A 26,999-nucleotide genomic window follows, 5' to 3' on the forward strand; every position below is an offset into this window, starting at 1 on the left:
CCGTGTCCACCGGCTCCTGGCCCGACAGCTGGGGCCCGGTGCGCACCTCCACCCTGGCCACTGGCGGGATGGTCAGCAGCTCCCACCCGGCAGTGAGCCAGGTGGGGGCGGGGGTTCTCGCCTCCGGCGGCACCGCGGTGGACGCCGTGCTGGCGATGACCGCGCTGTCCTGGATCGCCCTGCCCGGCCAGTCCGGCATCGGCGGCGACGCGTTTGCCGTGGTCCGCGAGCCCGACGGTCAGGTGTGGACGGTCAACGGCAGTGGCTACGGTCCGGACGGTGCGAGCGCGGAGAGCTGCGCCGAGCGTGGCCAGCGGGTGCTGCCCGGCACCGGACCGCTGTCGGTCGCCACCCCCGGCGCGCTGGGCGCACTGTCTACCCTGCACACCCGCGGCGGCACCCGGCCGCTGAGCGAGCTGTGGTCGGCCGCCGCGGCCGCCGCCCGCACGGGCTTTCCGTGCACCGCGAAGAACCGCGCGGACATCGGCGAGCACACCGCGGCGCTGCGGGCCGACGAGAGCCTGGCCCGCTGGCTGCTGCCGGACGGGCACCTGCCCGCGGTGGGCCAGCGACTGGCCTGCCCCGAGCTGGCCACCAGCATCGAGGCGCTGGCCGCTGATCCCACGCTGCTGCACCGCGGGTGGATGGGCGAGGCCGCGGTGGCGCTGCTGCAGGCCGGCGGGGCGCCGTTCTCCGGGGACGAGTGGCCGCTGGGCCTCGACGTCCCGGCCGAGGCCGCCATCAGCGCTTCCTGGGGCGAGCACGTGGTGCACCAGACGCCGCCGCCCACGCCCGGCTGGATGGTGCTGCAGCAGGCCGGGCTGCTCGACGGACGGCTGGCCGGTCGCTGCACCTGGGACGCCGAGGCGGTGCACCTGCTTGCCCTGGCCGCCCGCCGAGCCTTCGCCGACCGCTACCGCAGCTGCGGCTCCGACAACGACGCCTGGCGGGCGCTGCTGGACCCGGCCGTGCTGGCCGCGACCCGCGCCGAGCTGGGCACCCGCCCTGATCCCGCCGCGGTGCCGGTGTCGGTGGCCGGTGACACCACCAGCTGCGTCGCGGTGGACGCCGAGGGGCGTGCGGTCAGCGCAATCTCATCGCTGGCCTTCACCTACGGCGCCCGGATCAGCGTGCCCGGCACCGGGATCGCGCTGAACAACCGGTTGGCGCGTGGGTCCTACCTGCTGCCCGGACACCCCAACGCCCTGACTCCCCGGCGCAAGCCGCTGCACACCCTCAACGCCTGGATCGTCACCGACGCGGCCGGGCGACTGCGCCACTTGGGCAACACCCCGGGCGGCGACGGCCAGGTGCAGTGGAACACCCAGCTGCTGGCCCACCTGCTCGACGGTGGCGTCGACCCGCAGACCGCGGTGAGCGCGCCGCGGCACACCGTGCACCCCGGCTCCGACGCCGACGCGCTGCACCAGCCGGAGACGCTGCAGGTGGAGAGCCGGCTGGGCGCGACCGCGCTGGCCACGCTGGCCGAGCGCGGGCACGACCTGCGGGACATGGGCCCGTGGGGCGCCGGGGGCAGCGCCCAGGTGATCAGCATCGACCACGACCGGGGTGTGCTCGCCGGTGCCGCGGACCCCCGGATGGACGGGGTGGCCCTCGGTGTCTGACCAGCCCACCAGCGCGGTACCACCGCAGGGCGACTACGTGGCCGCGGTGGTGCACGGCGGGCTCGTCCTCACCGCGGGGATGACCCCGCGCCGCGCCGGGGTGCTGCAGGTGCGCGGCACGGTCGGCGCCGACGTCGACCTGGCCGCCGCGCAAGAAGCCGCAGCCATGGCGGCGGGCAACGCGCTGCTGGCCGTCGCGGAGGCCGCCGGCGGCCTGGAGCGGGTGGCGCGGGTCCTGCGGATGACCGTCTTCGTGGCCGCGGTCGACGGCTTCACCGAGCACTCCCGGGTCGCCGACGGGGCGTCGCGGGCCCTCACCGCCCAGCTGGGCCCCCGGGGTCGCGCGGCCCGCAGCGCGGTCGGGGTGGCCTCGCTGCCCTCCGGCGCACCGGTGGAGGTGGAGCTGACCGTCGCGCTCGCCGACTAGCGAGGGTTGCACGCACCAGCAGGGGCGCACCCACGGGTGCGCCCCTGCTGTGTTGGCCTGGCTCAGGCGGTGACGGTGCTCGCTGCGGCCTGCTGCGCGGCCACGTGGTCGGCAAAGGCCTGCAGCGCCGCGGCGCCCACGGCCTTGTCCTGCTCACCGTTGCCACCGCTGACGCCCACGCCGCCGACGATCTGGCCCTCGTGCACGATCGGGAAGCCACCCACGAAGACGGCGAACTTGCCGGGCAGCATGTGCTGGATGCCGAACGCCTCGTTGCCCGGCAGGACCGGGCCGTTGGGCGGCTCGTTGAACAGGTGCGTGGCCCGCTCGTGGCCGGCTGCGGTGAACGCCTTGGCGATGGAGATGTCCACGCCGGTCAGGCGGGCGCCGGGCAGCCGGTGCAGAGCGATGACGTTGCCGCCGTCGTCGACCACGCAGATGGTCTGCTTGACGCCGATCTCCTCGGCCTTGGCCCGGGCGGCGACGAGGACGGGCAGCGCGTCGTCGAGGGTGATGCGGAAGACCTGGTGCACAGGACGCTCCTTCTCCGGCCGAGCCGGTCAGACGATGGGCACAGCCCCGAGGGGACCGTTTCCACCAGCCTGGCGGCTCACCGTAGTGGCGCCAATGGTGAGAGTGCCCGTGTTGAACCGCTTTTCGCTGTGCACAGTGCCCACTCTGATCTGAACCTACCGAGGAGCGACACCTAGTGGCTGGTCGTGATGCCAGCCAGGAAGATGTCCACTCCGGCGAGAAACTGCTCGCGGTCGTCGTGCTCGTGGAGCAGCGATGCTGTCTCCTGCGCGATGGGGTCGGAGTCGTGCCGCGTCCACTCTGCCGCCAGGGCCTTGAGGTACGCCTCTCGATCCGCGTCCCGGGGGACCCGGCGTGCACCGGCCGCGTGTTGTGCTGCCGAACCGAGGATGTAGCTGACCAACGCTGATCCGGCATCTGACCGGGCCGACCCGGTCACGCCGAGGCGGTGAAGCTGCGCCCCGACGCCCTTCCAGATCCGGAAGACCGCAGCCTGCAACGGCTCACGGGAGAGGTGAGTCCCGACCCACGGATGCGCATCGATCGCGTCGAAGATCCCCAGCGCCAGAGCACGGATGCTCCGCCTCGGGCTCTCGTCACCTTCGGCACGCGCCACCACTCGGCCGATGATGCCGTCGGTGGCCGCGGCAAGGAGCTCTTCCTTGTTGGCGACGTGGTGGTAGATCGCGCCCCGACCGGTCGCGAGATGTGTCGTCAGCGCCCGGACCGTCAGACCACTCTCGCCTGCCGTGTCGAGCAGCTCGATGGTCGCCTCGACGATCCGGTCCCGCGAGAGCGCGTCTGAGCGCCGTGGACCTCGCGGCGTGGAGCTGGTCATGAGCACCATCTTGACACGATTGGACCGTAGGTCCAAAGTACCGATGGACCAACGGTCCAATAATTCTCGAGAGGGACACCATGATCACTCCAGTCACCGTCGTCGGCGCGGGCCTTGGCGGCCTCACCCTCGCTCGCGTCCTGCACCTGAACGGCATTCCCGTCACCGCCTACGACGCAGACGCCTCACCCGAGGCACGGACGCAGGGCGGGCAGCTCGACCTGCACGAGCACAACGGCCAGCGCGCGCTGGAGATCGCCGGGCTCACCCGGGAGTACCGCGGGATCGTCCACCGGGGCGGCGCAGCCCAGCGAGTAGTCGACCAACACGGCACAGTGCTTGCCGAGCTGCCCGACGACGGCTCCATGGCAAGCCCCGAAGCCCTCCGGGGCGACATCCGACGGATCCTCCTGGAATCCCTTCCGGCGGGCACGGTGCAGTGGGGGAAGAAGCTCCTCTCCGCCACTCCGCTCGGCCGAGGACAGCACGAGCTTGCCTTCGCGAGCGGGCCCGCTGTCCGCGCCGAGGTCCTGGTCGGCGCCGACGGCGCGTGGTCGAAGGTCCGGGAGCTGCTCTCCGGCCAGAAGCCCGCGTATGCGGGCGTGAGCTACGTGGAGACGTACCTGCACGACGTGGACGAACGCCATGCCGCAACGGCCGCTGTAGTGGGCAGTGGCGCGCTGTACGCCCTTGCTCCGGGCAAGGGGTTCCTCGCACACCGCGAACCGGGCGGGACCATCCACACCTACGTCGTGCTCAGCCGTCCAGCCCAGTGGTTCGCCGACATCGACTTCACCGACGCCGCCGCCGCCAAGGCGCGCGTCGCGGCCGAGCTCGAGGGATGGGCGCCCGAGCTCATCTCGTTGATCGCCGACGGAGAGACCGGACCCGTCCTGCGCAGCATCTACCGGCTGCCGAACCGCCACCGGTGGGACCGCGTCCCCGGCGTCACACTTCTGGGGGACGCCGCGCACGTGACCCTCCCCGGGGGCGAGGGTGCGAACATCGCGATGCTCGACGGTGCCGAGCTGGGCCAGGCGATCGCCGCCCACCCGGACGACGTCGAGGCCGCCCTCGCCGGCTACGAGGAAGCGATGTTCCGACGCAGCGAGGCCGAAGCCATCGCCGCGCACGAGACCATCGAGCTCATCTTCGGAGCCAGTGCACCCGCCGGCCTTGTCACCCTCTTCACGGGATCCGACGGGCCCTCGTCCGGCTAGGCCAGAGCTGTTGCGGTCCGATTGTTAACCGAGCCGAAACTGCCGTTTACACCCAGTAGCTGTGACACGGTGCACACTGCACATCATCGGCCCTGTGCAGTTGTGCAGGTTGCGCATGGACGGCGGTCGTCGCTTCCGGAAGTTTGACCCTCGTGTCCCCCGCACGCCGGACCCGCCGGCGGTGGGCGTCGCGCGGATGATGTCCCAGAGGAGCCAGCCGTGCCGCACCATCACGACGAAGACGTCCTGACCCTGGCCCGACTGCTGCAGGAGCCGGTGCTGCGCCGCACCTGCTGGCACCCCGGTCCGCACGAGACCACGGTCGCGCTGGAGTGGGTGGTGCCCTGGGCGGTCGCGGCGCAGCGCGACGACCGCCTCGACGGGGTGCTGGTGCACGCTGCCCAGCACGAGATCCCCAGCTACGGCGGGCTGGACGCGGTGGCCACCGCGCTGGCCGAGCGGGGTGCGGCGGCGCTGCTGGTGGACGGGCACCAACCCGGCCCGGACGATGCCGCCGCGGCGGCCCGGCTGCCGCTGGTCACCACCGCCGACTCCGTCTCCTTCGCCGCGGTCAACCGGCTGGTCGCCGACCTGACGCTGGCCCGGGAGACGCACGTGCTGCGCTACGGGCTCAGCGTGCACCGCGCCCTGGCCGAGCTGCTCTACCGCGGGGCCGAGCTGCCGGCGCTGTGCAGCCAGATGTCGCGCATGTCGCAGTGCCCCGTCGCGGTGCTCGACGCCACCGGCGCCCTGGTGGCCATGGAGCAGGCCAACCCCCGGATGGTGGAGCCCCGCCAGCTGGCGCAGGTGTTCCAGGAACGGGCCGAGCGCCTCGGGGCGGGCGGTGACCCCGCCGAGCTGCACCCTCGGGTGGTGCCCTTCACCGTCGGGGGCCGCGAGGTGGCCTGCGTGCTCAGCCCGATCGTGCTCGGCGGTCGGCACGACGGTTGGCTGGTGCTGGTGGAGCCCTCCACCGAGCCGCACCCGCACGACCTGGCCGAGCACCAGGTGCTGGTGGAGCAGGCAGTCCCCATCGTGGGCACCGAGATGCTGCGGCTGCGCAGCGTGCACGGCGCCCAGGAGCAGGCCCGCGGCGACTTCGTGCACGGCCTGTTGCACGGGCACTTCGCGTCGCTGCAGGAGCTCAGCGCCCGCGCAGCGCACTACGGCCTGCCGGTGCGCTCCACCTTCGCGGTGGTGGTTGCCTCCGGGGTGGTCGGCGTCGGGGACAGCTCGGCCGGGCAGGCACTGAGCCTCGCCGCGCTGACGTCCCGGCTGGTGCCCGAGCAGGAGCGCCACACCCAGGCGGCGGTGGTTGGTGACGTGCTCGTGATGGTGCGCGAGCTGTGCACCGCCGCCGATGGTGCTCCCGCAGCTGGCGTCGCCGAGGCCGCCGAGTACGCCGCCGCCCTGCACCGCCACCTCACCGGGCGACGGGCCCAGGCCGGGCGCCCGGTGCACGTCTCCTACGGGCGCCCCGCGACGGGGGCGCTGTCGCTGCCGGACAGCTACCGGGAGGCCCGGATGACCTTGGGCCTGCAGAACCGGCTCGGGCTGGCCGAGGTGTGCAGCTACCAGGACCTGCAGGTGCACGCCGTGCTGCAGGACGTCGCTGTCAGCCGCACCGGGCGGGACTTCGCCGCCGACCTGCTGGCGCCGCTGCGCGACCCGACGGTGGGCGACATGGAGGAGGTGGTGCTGGCCTACATCGCCAGCGGGGGCAACGTGAACGCCGCGTCCCGGGACCTGCACATCCACCGCAACACCATGCTCTACAAGCTCGACCGGGCGTCGCGGCGGCTGGGGATGGACCTGCGGCAGGCCGACAACCAGTTCGCGGTGTGGCTGGCGCACACCCTCGACCTGCTGGCCACCACCACCGCTGAGGTCAACCGCGTGGTCAGCCCACTCTGAGCGCGGATGTGGGTTGCAGGTGGTCGTCGCGTCCGCCGAAGCTCAGCGCCAGGCCCAGCACCGCCACCACGGCGCAGCCGCCGAACAGCCAGCCCAGCGCCCCCGGGTAGGCGGCAGCCACCCCGGCGGTACCCAGCGCGGCGCCGACGAATCGCATCATGTTGAACAGGCCCAGCCCGGGCCCCAGCTGGCCGGCCGGAGACCTGGTGGCGCCGGTGAGCGCCGGCGTCTGCACCAGCGCGACGCCCAACCCGGTGCCCACCAGCACCAGGGCGATCACCGGCAGCGACCGAACCCCGGAGCCGACGACCACCGCCAGGGCGACGTCGCCCAGCACCAGCACGCCGAGGCCGACCCGCAGCACCAGCCGAGGTCCCACCCGGTCGGCCAGCAGGCCCACGAACGGCGCGGAGACCGCCCACACCAGCGGGAGGGCGAAGGTCAGCAGCCCGGTGGTGGTCACCGACAGCCCCACCGCACCGGTGAGGTGCAGCGGCACCGCGACCAGCACCGCCGCCAGCGAGGACTGCTGCACGAAGACGCCGGTGGCGCTGCGCAGCCAGCGGATCTCCACCAGTGCCCGCGGGTCGATGAACGGCGCGGGCCGGCGCAGCCCGGTCACCACGAACACTGCCAGGGAGGCAAAGCCCAGCACCACGCCCAGCAGCGGCAGCGCCAGCGGCACCCCGGCCTGGGGCGCCGCGGTGGCGGCGCACATCAGCAGCGCCACCCCGGCGGTGAGCGACCCCGCCCCCAGCCAGTCGATGCGCGCGCCGCGGCCGACGTGCTGGGGCACCACCACCAGCGTCAGCACCAGCACGCCCACCGTCACCGGCACCAGCCCGGCGAAGATCGCCCGCCAGCCGAACAGGTCGGACACGATGCCCCCGACGGGTGGACCCACCGCCTGGCCGATGCCGTTGGCCGCGCCCCAGGCGCCCATGACGCGGCTGCGCCGGTTCTCCGGCCAGCTGGCCGAGAGCATCCCCATCACCGCCGTCGGCACCGCCGCGCAGCCCAGACCCTGCACCGCCCGGGCGGCCACCAGCAGCGGCAGGCTGGGGGCCAGGGCAGCGCCCAGCGTGCCCAGGGTGAGCACAGTGAGGGCGAGCACCAGCGTGCGGCGCCGCCCGAGCCGGTCGCTGACCCACCCGGTCAGCGGCATCATCACCGCGAGCACCAGCACCGACGTGGACGCCACCAGCACCCCTTGGGTGACCGGGGCGCCGAAGTCGTCGGTGATCTGGCGCAACGGGACGTTGACGATGTTGTTGCTGACCGTCCCGAGGAAGGTCGCGCCGAGCAGGGCGGCGAGCAGCCACCCGCGCCGCGAGGGGCCGGTGGCGGCCGAGACCGCCTGGTCAGACGCCGTGAGACGTGCCGTCACCCTCGTCCTCTCGCCGGCCGCAATGTTTTTACGTCTGCGAAACATCGTGCAGCACCACATGAGCAGGGACTACGGCACGCTGCACATTTGTGGGCCACCCGGGTGTGCACATCGTTCATGGACGGGCCTAGCCAAGTCAGGGAGTTTCGCCAATATCACATTGGGCTTCCCCGGGAGACGACGATGCAACTGACAGCAGCTCACTGGGTGTTCCTGGCCGGGGTGGTGGTGATCCTCGCGACCATGGTCATGCGCAAGAACATCGTGGTCCCCGCGGTGGTGGCCACCTTCCTCACCGCGCTGGTCTGGTCGAAGAGCCTGGCCACCGGGCTCTCCGCGATCTTCAACGCCAGCCTGGTCGCCGCCACCTCGCTCTTCAACATCTTTCTCATCATCGCCATGGTCACGGCAATGCTGCGCGCCCTCGAAGGGCTGGGCGCCGACCGGAAAATGGTCGCGCCATTCCGTGGCGTGATGCGCAACGGCCACCTCGCGTTCTGGACTCTGGTGATCGTCACTTACTTCATCTCGCTCTTCTTCTGGCCGACGCCCGCGGTGCCGCTGATTGGCGCGGTGCTGGTGCCGGTGGCCATTCGGGCCGGGCTGCGGCCGCTGGCCGCGGGCTTCACCATCGCCATCGCGGGCCAGGGCATGGCGCTGTCGTCGGACTACGTGATCGGCGTGGCGCCGGGCCTGTCGGCCACCGCGGCTGGGGCGGACCCGGCCGTCGTCGCGGACCGGGCCTTCGTCATGTCGCTGGTGGTCGGGGCGGTCGCGCTGGCCATCGGCTATGCCATGGAGATCCGCAAGATGCGCAAGCCCTCCGACGCGCTGCTGGAGGAGTGGGAGTCCACCGCCGAGCGTGGGGCGCCCACCGCGGACGCCGAGGTGGTTGAGGAGCTCGCGGAAGGGTCTACCGCGGTAGCGGTGGAGCGGCGAGAGCTGGTCGGCGCCGGTACTGGCGGGCACGGCGGTCCGCCGCCGGTGGTCGGGCACGGCCCGGCGCTGCGCGGCACCCCGGCTGGTGAACCGATGCCACCGGAGCGGCACAGCATCCTCCCGGTCGACAAGCCATGGGCGGCCAAGGCCTTCGCGGTGCTGGTACCGGCGGCATACCTGGCGCTGATCATCTACATGGTGCTGGCCAGCGCCTCCGACTCGGTGACCGACCTCAAGGGCGGCGACGCCGCGGCACTGGTCGGCGGCATCGCGCTGCTGATGGTGTTCGGCGCCGCCTTCGTCCGCGACCGCAGCACGTTCATGGAGGCCTCCGCGGAGCACATCGTGGACGGACTGGTGTTCGCCTTCAAGGCGATGGGTGTGGTGCTGCCCATCGCTGGGTTCTTCTTCCTCGGCAACGGCGACTTCTCCGCCCAGATCCTCAGCCTGGGCGAGGACGCGCAGGGCCCGTCGCTGCTGTTCGACCTGGTGCTCTCCGCCCAGGACAGCCTGCCGCAGAACACCATGATCACCGCGTTCGGCATCTTGCTGGTCGGCCTGGTCGCTGGCCTGGAGGGCTCCGGCTTCTCCGGCCTGCCGCTCACCGGGTCGCTGGCCGGCTCGCTCGGGGAGACCTCCGGGGTGAGCAGCCCGACGCTGGCGGCCATCGGACAGATGGGCAACATCTGGTCCGGCGGCGGCACCCTGGTCGCGTGGTCCTCGCTGCTGGCGGTGGCCGGCTTCGTCCGGGTGCCCGCGGTGGAGCTGGCCCGCAAGTGCTTCATCCCGGTGATGAGCGGCCTGGTGGTGGCCACCGTGGTGGCGGTGGTGGTCTTCGGCTGACGCCCGGGTTCTTCGGCGGGCCCCCGGATCAGCGGACGTGCGCGGGGCGGTACTGCACGCTGATCCGCGGGCCCGTCGGCCGGGTGGACTTGGGCACGGCGTGCTCCCAGGTGCGCTGGCAGCTGCCGCCCATCACCAGCAGGTCGCCGTGGCCCAGCGAGTACCGCAGCGTGGGTCCACCGCCCTCGGTGGGACGCAGCAGCAGCGGCCGGTCGGCGCCGAGGGACAGGATGGCGACCATGGTGTCGGTGCTGCGGCCGCGCCCCACCCGGTCGCCGTGCCAGGCCACGCTGTCGGCGCCGTCGCGGTAGAAGCACAGGCCCGCGGTGGTGAACGGCTCGCCCAGCTCCGGACCGTAGTGGGCGTCCAGGCGTCGGCGGGCCTGCACCAGCAGTGGGTCGGGCAGCCGGTCGCCGTCGCGGTAGAAGCAGACCAGCCGGGGCACGTCGACCACCCGGTCGTACATCTGTCGGCGCTCCGCCCGCCAGGGCACCCCGTCCACCAACCGGTCGAACACCGCCTCGGAGCCGGTGAGCCAGCCGGGCAGCACGTCCACCCAGGCGCCGTGGCTGAGCTGGCGGCGCTGCACCGCGGCACCCAGCTCGCCGAGCACCGGGCCCTCGTCGGCGACGTCGAACAGCGACGACTGCAGCGCACCTGCCATGGATCCACGGTAGCAGAACCAGTCGAACATGTGTTCTAGTTCTTGCCGGTGACCGCGCCGTACCGCTGCAGCGCCACCTGCCGCTCGTGGGCGTGGTCGACCAGTGGCTCGGGGTAGCCGGGTGGGGGGCCGTCGGGCAGGGTGTGCACCGCCTTGCCGGGCACGCCCCGCAGCTCCGGCACCCACCGGCGCACGTAGTCGCCGTCGGGGTCCACCTTCTGTCCCTGCGTCACCGGGTTGAACACCCGGAAGTAGGGGGAGGCGTCGGTGCCGGTGCCGGCCGTCCACTGCCAGCCGTGCTGGTTGTTGGCCAGGTCGCCGTCCACCAGGTGGTCCATGAAGTGCCGCGCGCCCCACCACCAGGGCAGGTGCAGGTCCTTGGTGAGGAAGGACGCGACGATCATCCGCAGCCGGTTGTGCATCCACCCTTCGTGGCGCAGCTGACGCATCCCGGCGTCCACGATGGGAAAGCCGGTGCGTCCCTCCCGCCAGGCGGCGAAGGCCCGCTCGGCGTCCGGGCCGCTGTCGTAGCCCAGCGCGTCGAAGCGCCGGTCGTAGCTGCGCCGGGCGGAGTCCGGCCGGTGGTGCAGCACGTCGGCGTAGAAGTCCCGCCAGGCCAGCTCGGTCTGGAACGTGGTGGCGCCCTCGCCGTGGTCGCTCGCCAGGGTGTGCAGCAGCGTCCGCGGGTGCACGCAGCCCCACTTCAGGTACGCCGACATCCGGCTGGTGACGTCGCGGTCGGGCCGGTCGCGGTCGGTGGCGTAGCCAGGCAGGCCCTCGGTGCGGAACTGCTCCCACCGGGCCAGCGCTGCCGCCTCACCGGCGTCCGGGAGCTCGAGTGCGCCCAGGTCCACGTCGGCCGGGACGGCGCACCGCGAAGCGACCGGGGGCGGGTCCAGCCAGCTCACCGTGGCGGCCGAGGTCTGCGCCGGCGGGCGCCAGCCGTGCTCGGCCCAGGCCCGCCGGAACGGGGTGAACACCCGGTAGGGCGTGCCGTCGGGCTTGGTCACCCGGCCGGGCGCCACCGCGTAGGGCGACCCGGTGGTGACCAGCTCGGTCTCGCCCAGCGCGTCGCGCACCGCGCCGTCCCGGCGGCGGCCGTAGGGGCCGAAGTCGGCGCTGACGTGCACGGTGCCCGCCTGCACCTGCCTGGCCACCTCGGGCACCACCTGAACCGGGTCGCCACGCACCAGCAGCAGCCGACCCTGCAACGCCGCGTCCAGCTCACGCAGGCAGCGGTAGAGGAAGGTGGTGCGCGGGGCGCCGGCGGGACCCAGCAACGCGTCGTCCAGCACGAACAGCGCCACCGAGGAGCGGGCGGTGGCCGCGGCCGCGCTCAGCGTCGGCAGGTCACCCAGGCGCAGGTCCCGGCGGAACCACACGATCGCCGTCTCGTCCTGGTCCACGCTGCGCTGCACCGGGGCCAGGGTTGCTGGCGGTGCCAAAGATCGCAAGTGTGCTGCTGGGAGGCAACTTCTCTACCCTGGTTCCGTGAGTCACGCCCCCGCCGCCGTCGAGCTCGTGGTCCTGCTCGACGAGTCCGGCCACGAGATCGGCACCATGCCCAAGAGCGAGGTGCACACCGCGCACACCCCGCTGCACCGGGCGTTTTCCTGCTACGTCTTCGGTCCGCACGGACAGGTGCTGCTCACCCAGCGCGCCCTGGGCAAGTCCACCTTCCCCGGGGTGTGGACCAACACCGTGTGCGGGCACCCGGCGCCCGGCGAGGACGACGTCGACGCCATCCGCCGCCGGGCCGAGCACGAGCTGGGCATCACCGTCACCGACATCCGCCCGGCACTGCCGGACTTCCGCTACCGCGCCGAGTTCCAGGGCGTGGTGGAGAACGAGATCTGCCCGGTGTACCTCGCTCGCACCGACGACACCCCGCAGCCCCGCCCGGACGAGGTCAACGACTGGGTGTGGCTCAGCTGGGAGGAGCTGCCCAGCGAGGTCGCCCGACGGGCCGCAGAGTTCTCGGCGTGGAGCCAGACCCAGATCTCCCAGCTGCGCCAGCGTGCCGTGGTGCGCGACTACCTGCAGGACTGACTGGCCCGGTCAGAGCGCGTCGAGGTACTCCAGCTCGGGCGCGGCGGCCAGGAACCCGGCCATCACCTTGCCGCCCTCCTTGAAGTGCGCGGACTCCCCGTGCGCCTTGGCGGCGGCGCCGTCTGCGTAGAGCTCGAGCATCTTGTAGACGTTCGGCTCGGTCTTGGACCGGGTGAGCTGGTAGAGCAGGTTGCCCGGCTCGTTCTCCCGCACCTGCACCCCCAGCGCGGCAATGGCGGCCTCGAAGTCGGGACCCGTTCCTTCGCGGACGGTGAGGGTGGCGATGACGGCAAGCATGGGCGGTTCCTTCGGCGAACGTCGAGTGGCGCAGGGACACAAGCAGACGCTCGGAGTACAGCCGACCACGCAGGGGGCGTCAACCACTGCCCGGCGAACCGGGGGGCGCGGGTGCGGCGAAGACCAGGTGACTCTGCCGGACACTGACCTGGAGGCCGACCATGCGTGCACAGCTCCGGCGGGCGCTCACCGCCGCCACCCTCACTACCGCCACGCTCGGCGCCGTGCTGAGCGGCGGCCTCGCCCCCGCCGCCGCGGCCCCGGCTCCAGTGCAGACCCAGGCGCCCGGGCCGCTGCAACCGGTGCCCACGGACCTGTCCCGCTACCTGGGCACCTGGAACCAGCTGGCGTCCATCCCCGCGTTCTTCGACGTCTTCTGCGTCCGCGACACCCAGGCGCGCTACAGCCTCAACGACGACGGCACCGTGCGCGTGCAGAACCGCTGCGCCGGACCGTTCGGCATCCCGGTGCCCATCGAGGGCACCGCACGGGTGAGCGACCCGGTGACCACCGGAGCCCTGCAGGTGACCTTCCTGGCTGCGTTCAACCAGCCGGTGTTCCTGGGCGGCACCAACTACGTGGTGGCCGCCCACAGCCCCGACACCCTCGACGAGGACTACACCTGGGCGCTGGTGGGCTCGCCCGACCGCAGCACCGGGTTCGTCCTGTCGCGCACCCCCGCCCTGGACGAGGCGCAGTGGCGCACCGTGCTCGCCGCGGTGACCGACGCCGGCTTCGACCCGTGCCGGCTCAACACCACGGTGACCACCGGTGGCCTGCAGACCGCGCAGCCGCTGTGCACGCTGGACCCGTCCGGCCGCTGACCGCAGAGGGCCTGGCCCCGCGCCGATTCGGGCCGCCGGCTACCGGTCCGCCTCGTGGGCCGCGAGCCGGGTGAGCAGGTACGGCGCCGTGGCGCTGCCCTCGGCCCGGGCCACCGTCTCCGGAGTGCCTGCGGCCACCACGCACCCGCCCTGGTCCCCACCGCCGGGGCCCAGGTCGATGACCCAGTCGGCGCTGGCGATCGTGTCGAGGTCGTGCTCGACGAGCACCACGGTGTTGCCTGCGTCCACCAACCGGTGCAGCAGGCGGAGGAGCAGGGTGGTGTCGGCGGGGTGCAGGCCCGCGGTGGGCTCGTCGAGCAGGTACAGCGCATGCCCGCGGCGGGCACGCTGCAGCTCGGTCGCCAGCTTGATCCGCTGGGCCTCACCACCGCTGAGCTCGGTCGCCGGCTGGCCCAGGCGCAGGTAGCCCAGCCCGACCTCGCTCAGCGTGGTCAGGCTGCGTGCGGCGGTGGGCACGTCGGCCAGGAACTCGACCGCCTCGTCGACGGAGAGCGCCAGCACGTCGGCGATGTTCTTGCCGCGGTGGTCGATCTCGAGAGTCTCGTCGTTGTAGCGCGCGCCGTGGCAGGTCGGGCACGGCGCATAGGTCCCGGGCAGGAAGAGCAGCTCGACGGAGACGAAGCCCTCCCCCTGGCAGGTCTTGCAGCGACCCTCGGCAACGTTGAAGGAGAAGCGGCTGGCGCCATAGCCACGCTTGCGCGCCTCCGGGGTCGCCGCGTACAGCTTGCGCACCGCGTCGAAGAGGCCCGTGTAGGTGGCCAGGTTGGAGCGCGGCGTGCGCCCGATCGGGCGTTGGTCGACGCACACGAGCCGATCGAAGGACTCCAGGCCGATGGCGTCGTCGACGTCGACCTCGAGCTCGCTGCCCTCCTCGTCGGGGGCCTGGCCGAGGCGGCGGCGCACCAGCTCGGCGAGCACCTGGCTGACCAGCGTCGACTTGCCCGAGCCGGACACCCCGGTCACGGCGGTGAGCACGCACAGCGGCACGTCGACGGAGAGGTCCTGCAGGTTGTGCCGGCTGACCCCATGCAGGCGCAGCCACCCGTGGGGCGTGCGCTGGGGACGCTGAAGTGGCTCCGCACGGCCGAAGAGGTGCTTTCCGGTGATCGACCCCTCGACGTGCTCCAAGCCTGCCACCGGCCCGGAGTAGAGCACGTGCCCCCCGCGCTCGCCGGCCTCCGGGCCGATGTCGACGATCCAGTCGGCGCGGCGCACCACGTCGAGGTCGTGCTCGACGACGAACAGGGAGTTGCCCGAGCCCTTGAGCGCGTCGAGCACGTCCAGCAGCGGCTCGGCGTCGGCGGGGTGCAGGCCCGCGGAGGGCTCGTCGAGGACGTAGACCACCCCGAAGAGGCCGGAGCGCAGCTGCGTGGCGATGCGCAGCCGCTGCGCCTCACCGGGTGAGAGCGTGGTGGAGCTGCGCCCCAGCGAGAGGTAGCCCAGCCCCAGCTCGAGCAGCACCTGCACCCGGGCCACGAGGTCGGCGCAGATGCGCACCGCGACCTCGGTGCCCTCCCCCGAGCTGGCCGAGGACGTCGCCGCGGCAACCTCGGTGAGCTCGGCCACCGGGCGCAGCAGCGCAACCAGCTCGGTGAACGACAACGCGTTGATCTGCGCGATGGTCATCCCCGCGAAGGTCACCGCCAACGACTCCGCCCGCAGCCCGGCACCATGGCAGGCCGAGCACCCGGCGCTGCGGACGAAGCGCAGCGCCTTGTCCCGCATCATCTGGCTCTTGGAGGTGGCCAGCACGTGGTGCACGTGTGCGCGAGCACTCCAGAACAGCCCGTAGTAGCCGTGGTCGATGCGGTCACGCTCGGGCTTGATCAGCACCTTGGGCTGCTCGTCGGTAAAGAGCAGCCAGTTGCGGTCCTTCGCGCTCAGCGTGTGCCAGGGGGCGTCGACGTCGATCCCCAGACCGGCCACGATGCTGCGCAGGTTGGCGCCCTGCCAGGCACCGGGCCAGGCGGCGATCGCGCCCTCACGGATGCTGAGCGAGGTGTCCGGGACCATCAGCTCCTCGCTGACGTCGTGCTCCACCCCCAGCCCGTGGCAGCGCGGGCAGGCCCCCGCTGCGGTGTTCGGCGAGAACGCCTCCGCCTCCAGCCGCGAGGCACCGTCCGGATAGGTGCCGGCGCGCGAGTAGAGCATCCGCACCAGGTTCGACAGCGTGGTCAGCGTGCCCACCGTCGAGCGGGCGCTGGGGGCACCACGCCGCTGCTGCAGCGCCACCGCCGGCGGCAGACCGGTGATCTCCTGCACGTGCGGGGCGCCGACCTGCTGGAGCAGCCGACGTGCGTAGGGCGCCACCGACTCGAAGTAGCGGCGCTGCGCCTCGGCGTAGAGCGTGCCAAAGGCCAGGGAGGACTTGCCGGAGCCGGAGACGCCGGTGAAGACGACCAGCGCGTCGCGGGGCAGGTCGACGTCGATGTTCTTGAGGTTGTGCTCGCTGGCTCCGCGCACGTGGACGAAAGGATCGCTCGGGTCTGGGTGCACACCCTGTGTGTAACCGCTTGCGGACGGTCGCGCACCTTGATCGCTGTGAGATTGAACGTGGCTAGCTGCCGAACCTCGCCCAGCAGCTGGTCAAGGCCGGCTCCGCGTTCATGCCGGGACGGCCTTCGGCAGGATCGGCGAGTCGGCGTCCACGCGCACTCCGTCACGCAGGCAGAACATCGGCTGCAGCAACCGGTCGGTGGTCACCACGGTGCCGTCGTTGTCCTGCAGGCGGAACGAGCCACGCTCGTCGCGGAGCACGGTGATGTCGGCGCCCCTGCCCACGGCGAGCGATCCCAGCTGGTCGCTCATGCCGAGCATCGCCGCCGGGTTGGCCGTGACCATCTCGACCACCTGGTGCAGTGACAGCCCGAGCGCCAGCATCGAGCTCATCGCCTGGGTCAGGCTGAACCGGGCCTGACCCAGGAACGGGTGGTTCTCCTCGTCCGGGTGCTCCACGGGGGTCCCGGCCGGGGCTGGAACCTCGGTGTTGTAGCCGTGCATGTCCGCGCCCAGGGTGTGCGGGACGATGCCGGCCCGCAGGGCCTTGGCCGCCAGGCGGTAGGAGAAGTGGCTGCCGTGACCCACGTCGATCTTCAGCCCCCGATCCAGCGCCGCCCGGATGACGGAGTGCACCTCGCCGTCGCGGTTGACGAAGCCGCCGGGGTGCCGGGTGAAGGGATGGGCCAGCACGTCACCCTCCCTGAGCAGCGGGATGACCCGCTCCACGATGGTGTCCGCGTCCTCCCCGTTGGCCCCGCTCGCGGGCAGCCCCCACAGCTGGCCGAAGTGCACGTACAGGGGCAGCCCCACCTGGTGGGCGATGTCCGCGGCCAGCTCGATCACCTCGATGCCCCAGCGGGCGAAGCCACCGATCTCGGCGTGGGCCTTGATCCCGCGCACCAGGTCGAGGTTGGCTGCCGCCGACGCCACCGTGGCCTGCACGTTGACGCCCGTCGGGCTGTACAGCTGGTCGTAGAGGTGCCCCTCCAGCCCTCCGACGAGGTAGGCCGACAGGAACGCCAGCACCCGCGTCTGCGCAGGCTCGGCGATGAAGTGCCGGAAGCCCGGCAACGTCATGCACGACGGTCCGCCCTGGTCGACCACGGTGGTCACCCCGGAGCGCACGCCCACCACGTCCGGGTTGAGGCCGAACCGGCCCGAGACGTGCTCGAACACGTGCGCGTGGGTGTCGATCAGGCCAGGCAGCACCAGCGTGCCGCGGACGTCGGCAACCTCGGTGGCCGCCACCCCTGCCAGGTCGGCGCCGATCGCGGCGATGCGACCGCCGCGGATTCCGACGTCGAGCACTGCGTCCAGCCCCGAGGCTGGGTTGATGACGTGGCCGCCGAGCAGCACGGTGTCGTACGGACCGGCGCTGTGCTCATCGGTGAGGGGCATCTGTTGCTCTCCTGACAGGTGGTGTCGGGCTGGTCAGGCCGCAGCGTGGTTGCCCTGGTGGACCAGCGCGTCGAGGGTGCGCTTGTAGTCGTTGAACTTCGGCGAGGTCACGTCCCGCTTGCCCGGCAGGTCGATCTCCACGACCTCGCGCACGTACCCGGAGTTCCCGTGCGAGGAACCGCCGGCCATCACCACCACCCGGTCGGCCAGGTAGACCGCTTCCTCGATGCTGTGGGTGACGAAGACGATGGTCACCCCGGCCTCCTTGTGGATGCGCGTGAGCTCGGTCTGCATGGTCGTGCGGGTCAAGGCGTCGAGCGCACCGAACGGCTCGTCCATCAGCAGCACCGACGGCTGGTTGGCCAGCACCCTGGCGATGGCGACGCGCTGCTGCATGCCACCGGAGAGCTGGTGCGGGAACCACTTCTCCACCCGGGTCAGCCCGACCGCCTCGATGGAGCGCGTGGTGGTCGCCTTGACGTCCGCTCGGGGCATCCGCGCCTGCTTGGGCCCGTAGGCGACGTTCTCTGCCACGGTGAGCCAGGGGAACAGCCCGTAGTCCTGGAAGACCACCCCCCGCTCGGGGCCCGGCCCCGTCACCACCTCACCGCCGACGCTCACCGTCCCGTTGGTGGCGGACTCGAAGCCGGCCAGGATTCGCAGCAGGGTGGACTTCCCGCATCCGCTGGCGCCGATGACGCACACCAGCTCCCCGGTCCCGATGTCGAGGTTCACCCCGGAGACGGCGTAGTCGTCCGCGCCGGCGTAGCGCTTGTCGAGACCGGTGATGGTGATGCCCGCAGGTGGGTTGCGCCGACGGCGGGTGGAGTAGATCTTCATGGGTCTTCTCCCTGGGGGGTGGGGTGCGGGGGGCGAGCCCGGACTTAGGGCACGAGCGGACGGCGGCCGCTGGCCAGCCGCACGAGCAGGACGAGGAGGCGGTCGGCCAGGAACCCGGCCAGTCCGATGACGATCATCACGGCGACGATGAGGTCGGTGCGTGACTGTTCGCGGGCCTGCGTGATGAGCGCGCCCAACCCGGTGCTGATGCCCACGGTCTCGCCGACCACGAGAATCACCCAGCCCAGGCCCAGCGCGATGCGCATCCCCCCGATGATGCTGGGGATCGCCGCAGGCAGCACCACCTTGTACAGCGTCTGCACCGGCCGGGTGCCCAGCATCGCCGCGGCCTCGAAGAGCCGTTCGGGAATCGCCTGCACGCCGGAGATGGTGTTGAGCAGCACGGAGAACACGGAGGCGAGGAAGACCAGGAAGATGGTCGAGCGGTCGCCGAAGCCGATGATGAGCAGGGCGAGCGGCGCCCAGGCCGTCACGGGGATGGGACGGACGAGGTTGATGGTCGGCTCGAGCATCCGGTAGACCACCCGGGAGCGGCCCATCACGATGCCCAGCGGCACCGCGATCACCACGGCGATGAGGAAGCCCTGCACCACCCGCAACGTGCTGGCGTACAGGTGCAGCCAGAGCACCCCGCTGTAGGAGTCGTTGATGACGCCACCGACGCCGAGGTCCGCCAGCCGCCGGGCCACGTCGTAGGGCCTGGGCACGAACTCCATCTGGATGCCGAAGGGCAGCGTCCACCCACCGCTCACCCCCTGGTCCCACAGCAGCAGCAGCACCAGCGGCACCGGCAGCGCCCACAGCGTGGCGGCCAGCCGTCGACGCAGCCCGCTGCCGCGGCGCGCTCCCGTGGCGGCCGCCGGTCGCGAGGGCGCGGTCCCCGTCGCGGCGAGCTGGGCGGCTGGGGTCAGGTCACCGGAGGCGGTCATGTCCGTCTCCGTCCTGGCGGGGGTCACCGCGCCGCCTGGATCGCGTCCACGAACGTGGTGTCGAAGACCTTGGCCATGTCCGGGACCCCGGAGAGCTGGTCGAAGGCGACCATCTGCTCGGCCAGGGCGCCGACCTGGGCGCGGTAGGCGGTGTCCAGCTGCCAGCGGGGGGTGATGTTCTTGATCGCGGTCTCGGTGACGGTGCGGTCCAGGCCGAACGTGCTGACCAGACCGTCGACCCAGGCAGCGTGGTTGGCGTTCATGTGGTCCACCGCCTTGGTGAAGCTGTCCACGACGGCCTGCGCCAGCTTCGGGTCCTTGCCGGTGACGGTGCCAGTGGTGGCGAACACGATGTTCACGCCGCCGATCGCGGTCTCGTAGGGCGAGGTGATCTGCTTCGCCCCGGACTGCATGACGATGGACGGCGCCGTCTCCGCGCTGAGGAACGCGTCGATCTGGCCGGACTTGTAGGCGGTGGCCATGTCGGAGAAGGCGAGGTTCACCAGCTGCACGTCCCGGCTGGGGTCGAGCCCGTTGGCCTGCAGCGTCAGGCGCAGCAGCAGCTCCTGCGAGGCACCGGCGGGAAAGCCGATCTTCTTGCCCTTGAGGTCCTTCACCGATGCGATCTCGGACTTGCCGACGAAGCCGGAGCCCCCGTTCGCGGCCGAGGCCACCATCCGCAGGTCCTGCCCGGCGGCGACCGCGGCGATCACCGACGGCGCACCCATCACGGCGTAGTCGATGGAGCCGGAGGCCAGTGCGTTCTTCATGTCCGGCGAGCTGTCGAAGAGGACGATCTCGTACTTGGTCCCCTCCGGGGCGAACTGCTCCATGAAGTACGGCTGGTACAGGTGCGGCTGGCCGCGCAGCGTGCCCACCTTCACGGCGTTCGGATCGCTGGCGGCGGTACCTCCGGGTGAGGAGATGCACGCGGTCAAGGACGAGCCCAGAGCAAGCACGGCGATCAGGGCCACCAGGAGGCGACTGAGGGTGCGGGTCATCGTAGGTTCCTTTGCTCGGGCGTCGATTGGTCCGACCACCGGACACGGAGCACGTTATGGCTCGGCCGTACCGCCGAACAGGGGGAACCGGCGAACGTAACGGGTGTTTAACCAGCCCGCAATGCCGCGGTTTGGGTGTTCCACCGCCCTGGCGTGCTTCGCCCACAGCTGTTCGGTGGTTGCGCGGCACCCGGTGCCCAGGAATGATTGGTCAGACCACAGAGAACGGATGGTGCGCATGGCACTTCACGCAGGGCGCCTGCCATGACCCCGGTGTCAGTGCCTCCGCTGGTGCGTCGCACCCACAGCGTGAGCGCAGAGGTCGCCGCCCACCTGGAGCGGCTCATCGTCAGCGGAGAGCTGCGCCCGGGCGACCGGTTGCCTCCGGAGCGGGAGCTGGCCGCGACGATGGGAGTCTCCCGCCCGTCGCTGCGGGAGGCGATGTTCGAGCTCGAGTCCAAGAAGCTGGTGGAGCGCCACCAAGGTCGCGGCAGCATCGTGGCCGAGCCCGCACGAGGCACGGCGCAGCTCTACGACAGCCTGAGCGACCTGGACGTGCAGATCGGCAACGCCAGCGAGGTGCGGGACCTGGTGGAGCCGGGAATCGCCGAGCTGGCTGCCCTGCGCGCCGTCGAGTCCAACCTCGTGGCGCTGGAGAGCGTGCTGACCCGGTCCGGGGCGGACCTCACGCCTGAGGCGTCCATCCAGCTGGACGTCGAGTTCCACAGCCTGCTCGCGCACGCAGCGCAGAACCCGCTCCTGGTGGCGCTGTGCTCCATGACGATGACCTGGACCGAGCCCACCCGAGCGCTGTCCCACCGGACGGCCCTGGGACGACGCATCTCCGTCGACGGCCACCGGGCCATCTTCGCCGCGGTGCTGAGCCAGGACGGACCGGGAGCAGCTGCGGCCATGACCCGACACCTGCAGGACGTGCGCGAGCTCAGCGCGCTGGCGGCCCCGCACCACCCCTGAGCACCCCCCAGTCCTAGCCGCGGGCCATGTCCACGAAGCGGGAGTAGTGCAGCTGCGGCGCCACGGTGATGGTGGCCAGCGGGCCGTTGCGGTGCTTGCCCAGGATCAGGTCGGCCTCGCCCGCCCGCGGGTCGTCGCGCTCGAAGGCGTCCGGGCGGTAGATCAGGATGACCATGTCCGCGTCCTGCTCCAGCGAGCCGGACTCGCGCAGGTCGGAGACCATCGGCTTCTTGTCGGTGCGCTGCTCGGGACCACGGTTCAGCTGGGAGATGGCCACCACGGGCACCTCGAGCTCCTTGGCCAGCAGCTTGAGGTGGCGGGAGAACTCACTGACCTCCTGCTGGCGGGACTCCACCTTCTTGCCCGAGCTCATCAGCTGCAGGTAGTCCACGATCACCAGCTTGAGGCCGTGGCGCTGCTTCAGCCGCCGCGCCTTGGCGCGGATCTCCATCATGGTGAGGTTGGGTGAGTCGTCGATGAACAGCGGCGCCTCGCTGATCTCGCCCATCCGGCGGGCCAGCCGGGTCCAGTCGCTGTCGGTCATCTTGCCCGAGCGCATGTCGCCCAGCTTGATCTGCGCCTCGGCGGAGAGCAGCCGCATCACGATCTCGGTGCGGCTCATCTCCAGGCTGAAGATGACGCTGGGCATGCCGTGCTTGATGGAGCACGAGCGCACCCAGTCCAGGCCGAGCGTGGACTTTCCGACACCGGGGCGGGCGGCCACGATGATCATCTGCCCCGGGTGCAGGCCGTTGGTGATGGCGTCGAACTCGGTGAACCCGGTGGGCACGCCGTTGGACATCCCGCCCCGGCTGGCGATGGCGTCGATCTCGTCCATCGTCGGCTGCAGCAGCTCCTCCAGCGGGACGAAGTCCTCGCTGGTGTTGCGCTCGGTGACGGAGTAGACCTCGGCCTGGGCGCGGTCGACGACCTCGGCCACGTCCTGGCCGTCAGCGCCCGCGTAGCCGTACTGCACGATGCGCGTGCCCGCCTGCACCAGCCGGCGCAGGATCGCCTTCTCGGCCACGATGGCGGCGTAGAAGCCGGCGTTGGCCGCGGTGGGGACGGTGGCGATGAGGGTGTGCAGGTACGGGGCCCCGCCCACCCGGCGCAGCTCGTTGCGGCGCTCCAGCTCGGCCGAGACGGTCACGGCGTCGGCCGGCTCACCCCGGGAGTACAGGTCCAGGATGCAGTCGTACACGGACTGGTGGGCCGGCCGGTAGAAGTCCTCCGGGGTGAGCACCTCCAGCACGTCGGCGATGGCGTCCTTGCTCAGCAGCATGCCGCCGAGCACCGACTGCTCGGCCGCCATGTCCTGGGGCGGCTGCCGACCGAAGTCCTCCGACGGCGTCGACTCCTGTGGCGCCGAGGACAGCGACCGTCCTCGATCATCAACCAGCGCCACGGGCACCTCACCTGACCTTCTGCTCATGAGCTCAGCCCTGCGAGCTTCCGCAGGGATTCCTACCGCGACGCACCGTCAGGAACGTCGCCTTCACGCCGGCGCCACCGCGCTGGGCGGTGCACACCGTGGCGGTGACGTGCAGACGTTAGGAGCCTGAAGACACAACATCAATCGACCCTGTGCACGCACCTGTGGACAAGTTGGGGACGGGCGGGCGCGTTGGTGTGCACCCCCTGGGGACAACCTGTGGACAGACAAGAAAGTTCTCACCCAACCCGCAGGTCAGCGCCGTTTTCAGCCTGTTGGCAGATGTGGATTACTTCTGGGCACGGCGTGTCGTGGGGGTTGACAGGTCGGGCGTGTCGACTCCCGGAAACGGTCCGGCACGGCAAAGTTACCCACAGGCACGCCTGACCAGGCCATCTGCACACGGTGATCAAGTTTCACGCTGCGCTAACTGCCGTCGGGCCCGAGCATCGCCCCCAACGCGCGCAGAGCCCCCAGGCGAGCAATCGCCTGGGGGCTCTGCAGAGCGGGTGGATCAGCTGGCGACAGTGACCTCGAGGACGAGCTCAGCCGTCACCTCGGGGTGCAGGTGCACCTTCACGCTGTGCTTGCCCGCGGTCTTGATGTGCGACGCGGGGAGCTCGATCGTGCGCTTGTCCAGCGTGGGACCACCGGCGGCCTTGACGGCACCGGCGACGTCGCCGGCACTGACCGAGCCGAACAGCTTGCCCTTGGTGCCGGCACGCACCGGCAGGGTGACCGAGTCCAGGCCCGCGATCGCGGCCTTGACCTCGTTGGCGTGGTCCAGGCCGCGAATGGCCCGGGCCTCCTGGGAGCGGCGGATGCTCTCGACCTGCTTCTCGGCACCCCGGGTGGCCTTGATGGCCAGTCCGCGGGGCATCAGGAAGTTGCGGCCGTAGCCGTCCTTGACCTCGACGGTGTCGCCGGGGGCACCGAGGTTGGGAACGTCAGCGGTGAGAATGAGCTTCATCGTTGTTCCCCCTCTCAGCGTGCGGTGGACGTGTAGGGCAGCAGCGCTACCTCACGGGCGTTCTTGACGGCCACGGCAACGTCCCGCTGGTGCTGGGTGCAGTTGCCGGTGACCCGACGCGCGCGGATCTTCCCGCGGTCGCTGATGTACTTGCGCAGCAGCGTCGTGTCCTTGTAGTCGATGTGAGCGGTGCGCTCCTTGCAGAAGGTGCACACCTTCTTCTTCACCTTGCGAACTGGCGCCTTGGCCATGGATCTTCTCCGGTCTCTATCTCAAACCTGGGACCCCGCACGCGGCGGGGCAATTCCTGCGTGTCGATCAGAAGGGAGGCTCGTCGTCCGAGCCGCCGCGCGCGCCACCGAAACCGCCGCCGCCGCCCACGGACGAGCCCGTCTGCGGGGCGGAGCCCCACGGGTCGTCGTTGGCTGCGCCGCCGCCTCCGCCGGACGGTGCGGAGCTGAATCCGCCGCCGCCGCCGCCGCCACCCCGGCTGACCTTGTTGACCTTGGCCGTCGCGTACTTCAGCGACGGGCCGACCTCGTCGACCTCGAGCTCCACGACGGTCCGCTTCTCACCCTCGCGCGTCTCGAACGACCGCTGGCGCAGTCGTCCGGAGACGATGACCCGGGAACCGCGCGTCAGTGACTCAGCGACGTTCTCCGCAGCCTGACGCCAGATGTTGCAGCGCATGAACAGTGCGTCCATGTCTTCCCACTGGTTGGTCTGTGCGTTGAACTTGCGGGGGGTGGACGCCACCGTGAAGGTGGCGACCGCCGCACCTGAGGGAGTGAAGCGCAGCTCGGGGTCGGCGGTGAGATTGCCGACGATCGTCAAGTTGGTCTCGCCTGCCATGGGTCCTCCTGGAGTCGTGGGAGTGGCACAAGCGCTGAGCGGGAGGCTCAGCTCTCGGTGCGCACTGCCTTCGGTCGAACCTTCTTGGGCTCGTTCCGCAGCACCTTGGTACGGAGCACCGACTCGTTCAGGGTGAGCTGACGGTCCAGCTCGGTGACGGTGGCCGGCTCGGCGGCAATGTCGACGACGGCGTAGATGCCCTCGGCGTGCTTGAGGATCTCGTAGGCGAGCCTGCGCTTGCCCCAGACCTCCACCTTCTCGACCGAGCCGCCGTCCTTGCGAACAACGTTGAGGAATGTATCCAGGGACGGAGCGACTGTGCGCTCGTCCAGGTTCGGGTCGAGAATGACCATGAGCTCGTAATGACGCATAGGACCTCTGCACCTCCTGTGGACTAGTGAATTCGGCCGCGGCGGTTCCGCGGCAGGAGGGTCGTTGCGTCAGCAACCGAGCAAGGGTAGCAAACAGCCCCCTGACCAGCGAAATCGCTGGGTAGGGGGCTGTTTGGCTGGAGCGGGTGTCTCAGGCGGGCAGCGGCGCGGTGCGTCGCAGCACCCAGGTGCGCACCACGGCGGCCGTGGTCAGCGAGAGCAGCAGGGCCGCGACGACGGCTTCTGCGGGGACCTTGGTGGAGGCCGCGGGGACGGTGGGCATCGCCGTGACGACGCTGGCCGAGGAAGCGGGCTGCACCGCAGGGGGCTGGGCCTGGCTGGTGGCCGCACCGGCCCCGGGGCGGAGCAGGTCGGTCTGCGGGGGCAGGCCCGGGGCCGGCGCCGCGCCGGGCACGCCCAGGCTGGGCAGCGCGGGCAGCCCGTAGCCGCTGAGGGACTTGGGCGGCAGGGTCGGGGCGACACCGACGGTGTACCCGGCGCCGCCCGAGGGCACGGCCGTCAGGTCGTTGTAGGTGTAGCGGGGCACCCGGCCGTAGCTGCTCTGCCCCGCCGGTGCGGCGGTGGAGGCGGAGCCGGCCGTCTGGGTGGTGTTCGGTGCGACGCCGGCGCCAGGGGCCACCGCGCCGGGGACCGAGCCGGCAGCGGCGGGAGCGGCGGCGACCGCGGCGGCGCTGGGGACGGCCTCAGGGGTCTGCACCGGCACCGGCGGGACCACGGTGAGGGTGCAGGCGCTGCTGATCGCGTCGCGCAGCGGCTGGACCGCGGGCGGCGGGATCGCCGGGATCGCGACGACCAGTGCGTCGGCGATCTGCGCGCCGGTGACCGGGGCGCGGTCGGCGGAGACGACGAAGGGCGGCAGCGACAGCGACTTCAGCGCCGGGGTGAGCGCGTCCACCAGGGCCGGACCCACCAGCGGGATGGTGCTGAGGCCCTGCATCTGGGGTGCGAGCAGCGTCTTGGCGCTGACCACCAGCCGGTCGCCGGGGTTGGCCTGCACCGGCACGGTGCAGCTCTCCACCGCGACGTCGGCGGGGGCGGGAGCGGCCGCGGCGGTGCCTGCGCCCAGCACGGACAGTCCCGTGGCGCACACCCCCACGAGTCCGGTGACCGCTGCTGCCCTGGAAAGTCCCCGCATGCCGTGCTCCTCACGTCCCGCGTGCGCTGCGCCCGGTACGGCACCGCGCCCGACGGTGCGGCGTCCCCGTGACCGGAGCACCGCACCCACATGGGCAACTGTAGGTGACCCACCGCACAGCTGCTGTCGTGAGTCTAACGATCGGGTGCCGGGCCGGTGACGGTCGTTGGCGGACAGGGACCCTACGCTGGGGCGATGCGCATAGGTGCTCACGTCCGCAACGACAGCGACCCCATCGGTACCGCCACCGAGCTCGGTGCCGAGGTCGTGCAGCTGTTCCTCACCGACCCGCAGAAGTGGCACAAGCCCACGCCGCACCCGCAGGCCGAGGCGCTGCTGGCCAGCGACGTGCAGGTGGTGGTGCACGCGCCCTACGTCATCAACGTGGCCAGCCTGAACAACCGCATCCGCATCCCCTCCCGCAAGGCGGTGACCCAGCAGGCCGAGGCCGCTGCGGCCATCGGCGCCTTCGGGCTGGTGGTGCACGGCGGGCACGTCCGTGAGGGCGAGGACCCCGCCGAGGGTTTTGCCAACTGGCGCAAGATGTTTGAGCGTCAGAACGACGCAGGGGGCTTCGCCGTGCCGGTGCTCATCGAGAACACCGCCGGCGGGGACAACGCCATGGCCCGGCGCTTCGACGACATCGCCCGGCTCTGGGACGCCGTCGGCGACCTGGGCGCCGGCTTCGTGCTGGACACCTGCCACGCCTGGGCGGGCGGGGAGGACCTGGTGGACGCGGTGGACCGGGTGCGGGCCATCACCGGCCGCATCGACCTGGTGCACCTGAACAACTCCCGCGACGAGTTCAACTCCGCCCGCGACCGCCACGCCAACATCGCCGAAGGCTCCATCGAGCCGGAGGTGCTCGCGGCGGTCTGCCGCTCCGCACAGGCGCCGGTGGTGCTGGAGACGCCGAGTGCGGGGATGGCCGCCGACCTGGAGTACCTGCACAGCGTGCTGGACTGAGCCCACT

26 protein-coding genes are annotated in these 26,999 nt (G+C 71.5%); 9 read left to right on the forward strand and 17 right to left on the reverse strand.

Features of this window, described 5'->3' with window-relative positions; all coding sequences use genetic code 11:
• Positions 1-68 precede the first annotated feature (68 nt).
• Entirely contained in the window at positions 69-1,625 is a 1,557-nt protein-coding gene (locus AC3YO9_RS04255; RefSeq protein WP_489982572.1) for a gamma-glutamyltransferase, read from the forward strand.
• Entirely contained in the window at positions 1,618-2,052 is a 435-nt protein-coding gene (locus AC3YO9_RS04260) for a RidA family protein (protein ID WP_489982246.1), read from the forward strand. The genes AC3YO9_RS04255 and AC3YO9_RS04260 overlap by 8 nt, the downstream gene beginning before the upstream one ends.
• 62 nt (positions 2,053-2,114) lie before the next feature.
• On the opposite strand, the gene AC3YO9_RS04265 is transcribed toward AC3YO9_RS04260, so the two are convergent.
• Together AC3YO9_RS04265 and AC3YO9_RS04270 are read right to left on the reverse strand one after the other, a co-directional pair.
• Complete coding sequence (locus AC3YO9_RS04265) at positions 2,115-2,585, reverse strand: GlcG/HbpS family heme-binding protein (protein WP_127784470.1); 471 nt, start codon at positions 2,583-2,585, stop codon at positions 2,115-2,117.
• A gap of 173 nt (positions 2,586-2,758) precedes the next feature.
• Entirely contained in the window at positions 2,759-3,424 is a 666-nt protein-coding gene (locus tag AC3YO9_RS04270; RefSeq protein ID WP_489982247.1) for a TetR/AcrR family transcriptional regulator, read from the reverse strand.
• 80 nt (positions 3,425-3,504) lie between these two features.
• Here AC3YO9_RS04270 and AC3YO9_RS04275 point away from each other — a divergent pair, with 80 nt between their 5' ends.
• Positions 3,505-4,644, forward strand: a complete 1,140-nt coding sequence (locus AC3YO9_RS04275) for an FAD-dependent oxidoreductase (RefSeq protein ID WP_489982248.1) — start codon at positions 3,505-3,507, stop codon at positions 4,642-4,644.
• A gap of 219 nt (positions 4,645-4,863) precedes the next feature.
• Complete coding sequence (locus tag AC3YO9_RS04280) at positions 4,864-6,558, forward strand: PucR family transcriptional regulator (protein WP_489982249.1); 1,695 nt, start codon at positions 4,864-4,866, stop codon at positions 6,556-6,558.
• Here the strand turns inward: AC3YO9_RS04280 and AC3YO9_RS04285 are convergent.
• Positions 6,545-7,945: an MFS transporter gene (locus tag AC3YO9_RS04285; RefSeq protein WP_164860690.1), complete on the reverse strand. Its 1,401-nt coding sequence runs from the start codon at positions 7,943-7,945 to the stop codon at positions 6,545-6,547. The genes AC3YO9_RS04280 and AC3YO9_RS04285 overlap by 14 nt on opposite strands.
• A gap of 183 nt (positions 7,946-8,128) precedes the next feature.
• Between AC3YO9_RS04285 and AC3YO9_RS04290 the strand changes: the two genes are divergently transcribed.
• Complete coding sequence (locus tag AC3YO9_RS04290; protein WP_489982250.1) at positions 8,129-9,727, forward strand: hypothetical protein; 1,599 nt, start codon at positions 8,129-8,131, stop codon at positions 9,725-9,727.
• A 28-nt stretch (positions 9,728-9,755) separates the two neighbouring features.
• On the opposite strand, the gene AC3YO9_RS04295 is transcribed toward AC3YO9_RS04290, so the two are convergent.
• Both AC3YO9_RS04295 and AC3YO9_RS04300 read right to left on the reverse strand, forming a co-directional pair.
• On the reverse strand, positions 9,756-10,391 hold the full coding sequence (locus AC3YO9_RS04295) for an alpha-ketoglutarate-dependent dioxygenase AlkB (RefSeq protein ID WP_127784476.1): 636 nt from the start codon (positions 10,389-10,391) through the stop codon (positions 9,756-9,758).
• 35 nt (positions 10,392-10,426) lie between these two features.
• Complete coding sequence (locus AC3YO9_RS04300) at positions 10,427-11,836, reverse strand: cryptochrome/photolyase family protein (protein WP_489982251.1); 1,410 nt, start codon at positions 11,834-11,836, stop codon at positions 10,427-10,429.
• Positions 11,837-11,882: 46 nt separating this feature from the next.
• Here AC3YO9_RS04300 and idi point away from each other — a divergent pair, with 46 nt between their 5' ends.
• Positions 11,883-12,440, forward strand: coding sequence for an isopentenyl-diphosphate Delta-isomerase (idi, locus tag AC3YO9_RS04305; protein WP_489982252.1), 558 nt, complete (start codon positions 11,883-11,885; stop codon positions 12,438-12,440).
• A gap of 9 nt (positions 12,441-12,449) precedes the next feature.
• On the opposite strand, the gene AC3YO9_RS04310 is transcribed toward idi, so the two are convergent.
• Positions 12,450-12,737 carry a putative quinol monooxygenase gene (locus AC3YO9_RS04310; RefSeq protein ID WP_127784478.1) on the reverse strand — a complete coding sequence of 96 codons (288 nt, stop codon included), beginning with the start codon at positions 12,735-12,737 and terminating at the stop codon, positions 12,450-12,452.
• Positions 12,738-12,898: 161 nt separating this feature from the next.
• Here AC3YO9_RS04310 and AC3YO9_RS04315 point away from each other — a divergent pair, with 161 nt between their 5' ends.
• Positions 12,899-13,561, forward strand: coding sequence for a lipocalin family protein (locus AC3YO9_RS04315; RefSeq protein WP_489982253.1), 663 nt, complete (start codon positions 12,899-12,901; stop codon positions 13,559-13,561).
• A gap of 39 nt (positions 13,562-13,600) precedes the next feature.
• Here the strand turns inward: AC3YO9_RS04315 and uvrA are convergent, their stop codons facing one another.
• The 5 genes from uvrA to AC3YO9_RS04340 form a co-directional block, all read right to left on the reverse strand.
• Positions 13,601-16,078 carry an excinuclease ABC subunit UvrA gene (gene uvrA / locus AC3YO9_RS04320; RefSeq protein WP_489982254.1) on the reverse strand — a complete coding sequence of 826 codons (2,478 nt, stop codon included), beginning with the start codon at positions 16,076-16,078 and terminating at the stop codon, positions 13,601-13,603.
• A gap of 108 nt (positions 16,079-16,186) precedes the next feature.
• Positions 16,187-17,479: an amidohydrolase/deacetylase family metallohydrolase gene (locus AC3YO9_RS04325; RefSeq protein WP_489982255.1), complete on the reverse strand. Its 1,293-nt coding sequence runs from the start codon at positions 17,477-17,479 to the stop codon at positions 16,187-16,189.
• Positions 17,480-17,512: 33 nt separating this feature from the next.
• A complete protein-coding gene (locus AC3YO9_RS04330; RefSeq protein WP_127784482.1) occupies positions 17,513-18,319 on the reverse strand; it encodes an ABC transporter ATP-binding protein in 807 nt (268 codons plus the stop codon).
• Between the two features lie 44 nt (positions 18,320-18,363).
• A complete protein-coding gene (locus tag AC3YO9_RS04335) occupies positions 18,364-19,269 on the reverse strand; it encodes an ABC transporter permease (RefSeq protein ID WP_489982256.1) in 906 nt (301 codons plus the stop codon).
• A 23-nt stretch (positions 19,270-19,292) separates the two neighbouring features.
• A complete protein-coding gene (locus tag AC3YO9_RS04340) occupies positions 19,293-20,270 on the reverse strand; it encodes an ABC transporter substrate-binding protein (protein ID WP_489982257.1) in 978 nt (325 codons plus the stop codon).
• 264 nt (positions 20,271-20,534) lie between these two features.
• On the opposite strand from AC3YO9_RS04340, the gene AC3YO9_RS04345 reads away from it, so the two are divergent.
• Positions 20,535-21,245 carry a FadR/GntR family transcriptional regulator gene (locus AC3YO9_RS04345; protein ID WP_127784485.1) on the forward strand — a complete coding sequence of 237 codons (711 nt, stop codon included), beginning with the start codon at positions 20,535-20,537 and terminating at the stop codon, positions 21,243-21,245.
• Between the two features lie 13 nt (positions 21,246-21,258).
• On the opposite strand, the gene dnaB is transcribed toward AC3YO9_RS04345, so the two are convergent.
• The 6 genes from dnaB to AC3YO9_RS04375 all read right to left on the reverse strand — a co-directional run bounded on the left by dnaB (position 21,259) and on the right by AC3YO9_RS04375 (position 26,026).
• Positions 21,259-22,650 carry a replicative DNA helicase gene (dnaB, locus tag AC3YO9_RS04350; protein ID WP_127784486.1) on the reverse strand — a complete coding sequence of 464 codons (1,392 nt, stop codon included), beginning with the start codon at positions 22,648-22,650 and terminating at the stop codon, positions 21,259-21,261.
• Positions 22,651-23,191: 541 nt separating this feature from the next.
• The gene (rplI, locus tag AC3YO9_RS04355) at positions 23,192-23,647 is read right to left on the reverse strand and encodes a 50S ribosomal protein L9 (RefSeq protein ID WP_127784487.1); all 456 of its coding nucleotides are present in this window, start codon (positions 23,645-23,647) and stop codon (positions 23,192-23,194) included.
• Between the two features lie 14 nt (positions 23,648-23,661).
• Positions 23,662-23,898 (reverse strand): 30S ribosomal protein S18, encoded by a 237-nt coding sequence (gene rpsR, locus AC3YO9_RS04360; RefSeq protein WP_127784488.1) that lies wholly within the window; start codon positions 23,896-23,898, stop codon positions 23,662-23,664.
• A 67-nt stretch (positions 23,899-23,965) separates the two neighbouring features.
• The gene (locus AC3YO9_RS04365; protein WP_127784489.1) at positions 23,966-24,499 is read right to left on the reverse strand and encodes a single-stranded DNA-binding protein; all 534 of its coding nucleotides are present in this window, start codon (positions 24,497-24,499) and stop codon (positions 23,966-23,968) included.
• A 47-nt stretch (positions 24,500-24,546) separates the two neighbouring features.
• Complete coding sequence (gene rpsF / locus AC3YO9_RS04370) at positions 24,547-24,870, reverse strand: 30S ribosomal protein S6 (protein WP_127784490.1); 324 nt, start codon at positions 24,868-24,870, stop codon at positions 24,547-24,549.
• A gap of 151 nt (positions 24,871-25,021) precedes the next feature.
• The gene (locus AC3YO9_RS04375; protein ID WP_489982258.1) at positions 25,022-26,026 is read right to left on the reverse strand and encodes a hypothetical protein; all 1,005 of its coding nucleotides are present in this window, start codon (positions 26,024-26,026) and stop codon (positions 25,022-25,024) included.
• 195 nt (positions 26,027-26,221) lie between these two features.
• Between AC3YO9_RS04375 and AC3YO9_RS04380 the strand changes: the two genes are divergently transcribed.
• Positions 26,222-26,992: a deoxyribonuclease IV gene (locus AC3YO9_RS04380; RefSeq protein ID WP_489982259.1), complete on the forward strand. Its 771-nt coding sequence runs from the start codon at positions 26,222-26,224 to the stop codon at positions 26,990-26,992.
• The last annotated feature ends 7 nt before the right edge of the window (positions 26,993-26,999 follow it).

It is taken from the genome of Rhodococcus sp. Z6_132 (genome assembly GCF_058133635.1).

Bases quoted from the DNA above. Each gene is read 5' to 3' on its own strand.
- AC3YO9_RS04255 (WP_489982572.1), top strand. From the start codon at position 69: ATGGTCAGCAGCTCCCACCCGGCAGTGAGCCAGGTGGGGGCGGGGGTT.
- AC3YO9_RS04270 (WP_489982247.1), bottom strand. From the start codon at position 3,424: ATGACCAGCTCCACGCCGCGAGGTCCACGGCGCTCAGACGCGCTCTCG.
- AC3YO9_RS04275 (WP_489982248.1), top strand. From the start codon at position 3,505: ATGATCACTCCAGTCACCGTCGTCGGCGCGGGCCTTGGCGGCCTCACC.
- AC3YO9_RS04290 (WP_489982250.1), top strand. From the start codon at position 8,129: ATGCAACTGACAGCAGCTCACTGGGTGTTCCTGGCCGGGGTGGTGGTG.
- AC3YO9_RS04295 (WP_127784476.1), bottom strand. From the start codon at position 10,391: ATGGCAGGTGCGCTGCAGTCGTCGCTGTTCGACGTCGCCGACGAGGGC.
- AC3YO9_RS04310 (WP_127784478.1), bottom strand. From the start codon at position 12,737: ATGCTTGCCGTCATCGCCACCCTCACCGTCCGCGAAGGAACGGGTCCC.
- AC3YO9_RS04315 (WP_489982253.1), top strand. From the start codon at position 12,899: ATGCGTGCACAGCTCCGGCGGGCGCTCACCGCCGCCACCCTCACTACC.
- AC3YO9_RS04325 (WP_489982255.1), bottom strand. From the start codon at position 17,479: ATGCCCCTCACCGATGAGCACAGCGCCGGTCCGTACGACACCGTGCTG.
- AC3YO9_RS04330 (WP_127784482.1), bottom strand. From the start codon at position 18,319: ATGAAGATCTACTCCACCCGCCGTCGGCGCAACCCACCTGCGGGCATC.
- AC3YO9_RS04335 (WP_489982256.1), bottom strand. From the start codon at position 19,269: ATGACCGCCTCCGGTGACCTGACCCCAGCCGCCCAGCTCGCCGCGACG.
- AC3YO9_RS04340 (WP_489982257.1), bottom strand. From the start codon at position 20,270: ATGACCCGCACCCTCAGTCGCCTCCTGGTGGCCCTGATCGCCGTGCTT.
- AC3YO9_RS04345 (WP_127784485.1), top strand. From the start codon at position 20,535: ATGACCCCGGTGTCAGTGCCTCCGCTGGTGCGTCGCACCCACAGCGTG.
- rplI (WP_127784487.1), bottom strand. From the start codon at position 23,647: ATGAAGCTCATTCTCACCGCTGACGTTCCCAACCTCGGTGCCCCCGGC.
- rpsR (WP_127784488.1), bottom strand. From the start codon at position 23,898: ATGGCCAAGGCGCCAGTTCGCAAGGTGAAGAAGAAGGTGTGCACCTTC.
- AC3YO9_RS04365 (WP_127784489.1), bottom strand. From the start codon at position 24,499: ATGGCAGGCGAGACCAACTTGACGATCGTCGGCAATCTCACCGCCGAC.
- rpsF (WP_127784490.1), bottom strand. From the start codon at position 24,870: ATGCGTCATTACGAGCTCATGGTCATTCTCGACCCGAACCTGGACGAG.
- AC3YO9_RS04375 (WP_489982258.1), bottom strand. From the start codon at position 26,026: ATGCGGGGACTTTCCAGGGCAGCAGCGGTCACCGGACTCGTGGGGGTG.
- AC3YO9_RS04380 (WP_489982259.1), top strand. From the start codon at position 26,222: ATGCGCATAGGTGCTCACGTCCGCAACGACAGCGACCCCATCGGTACC.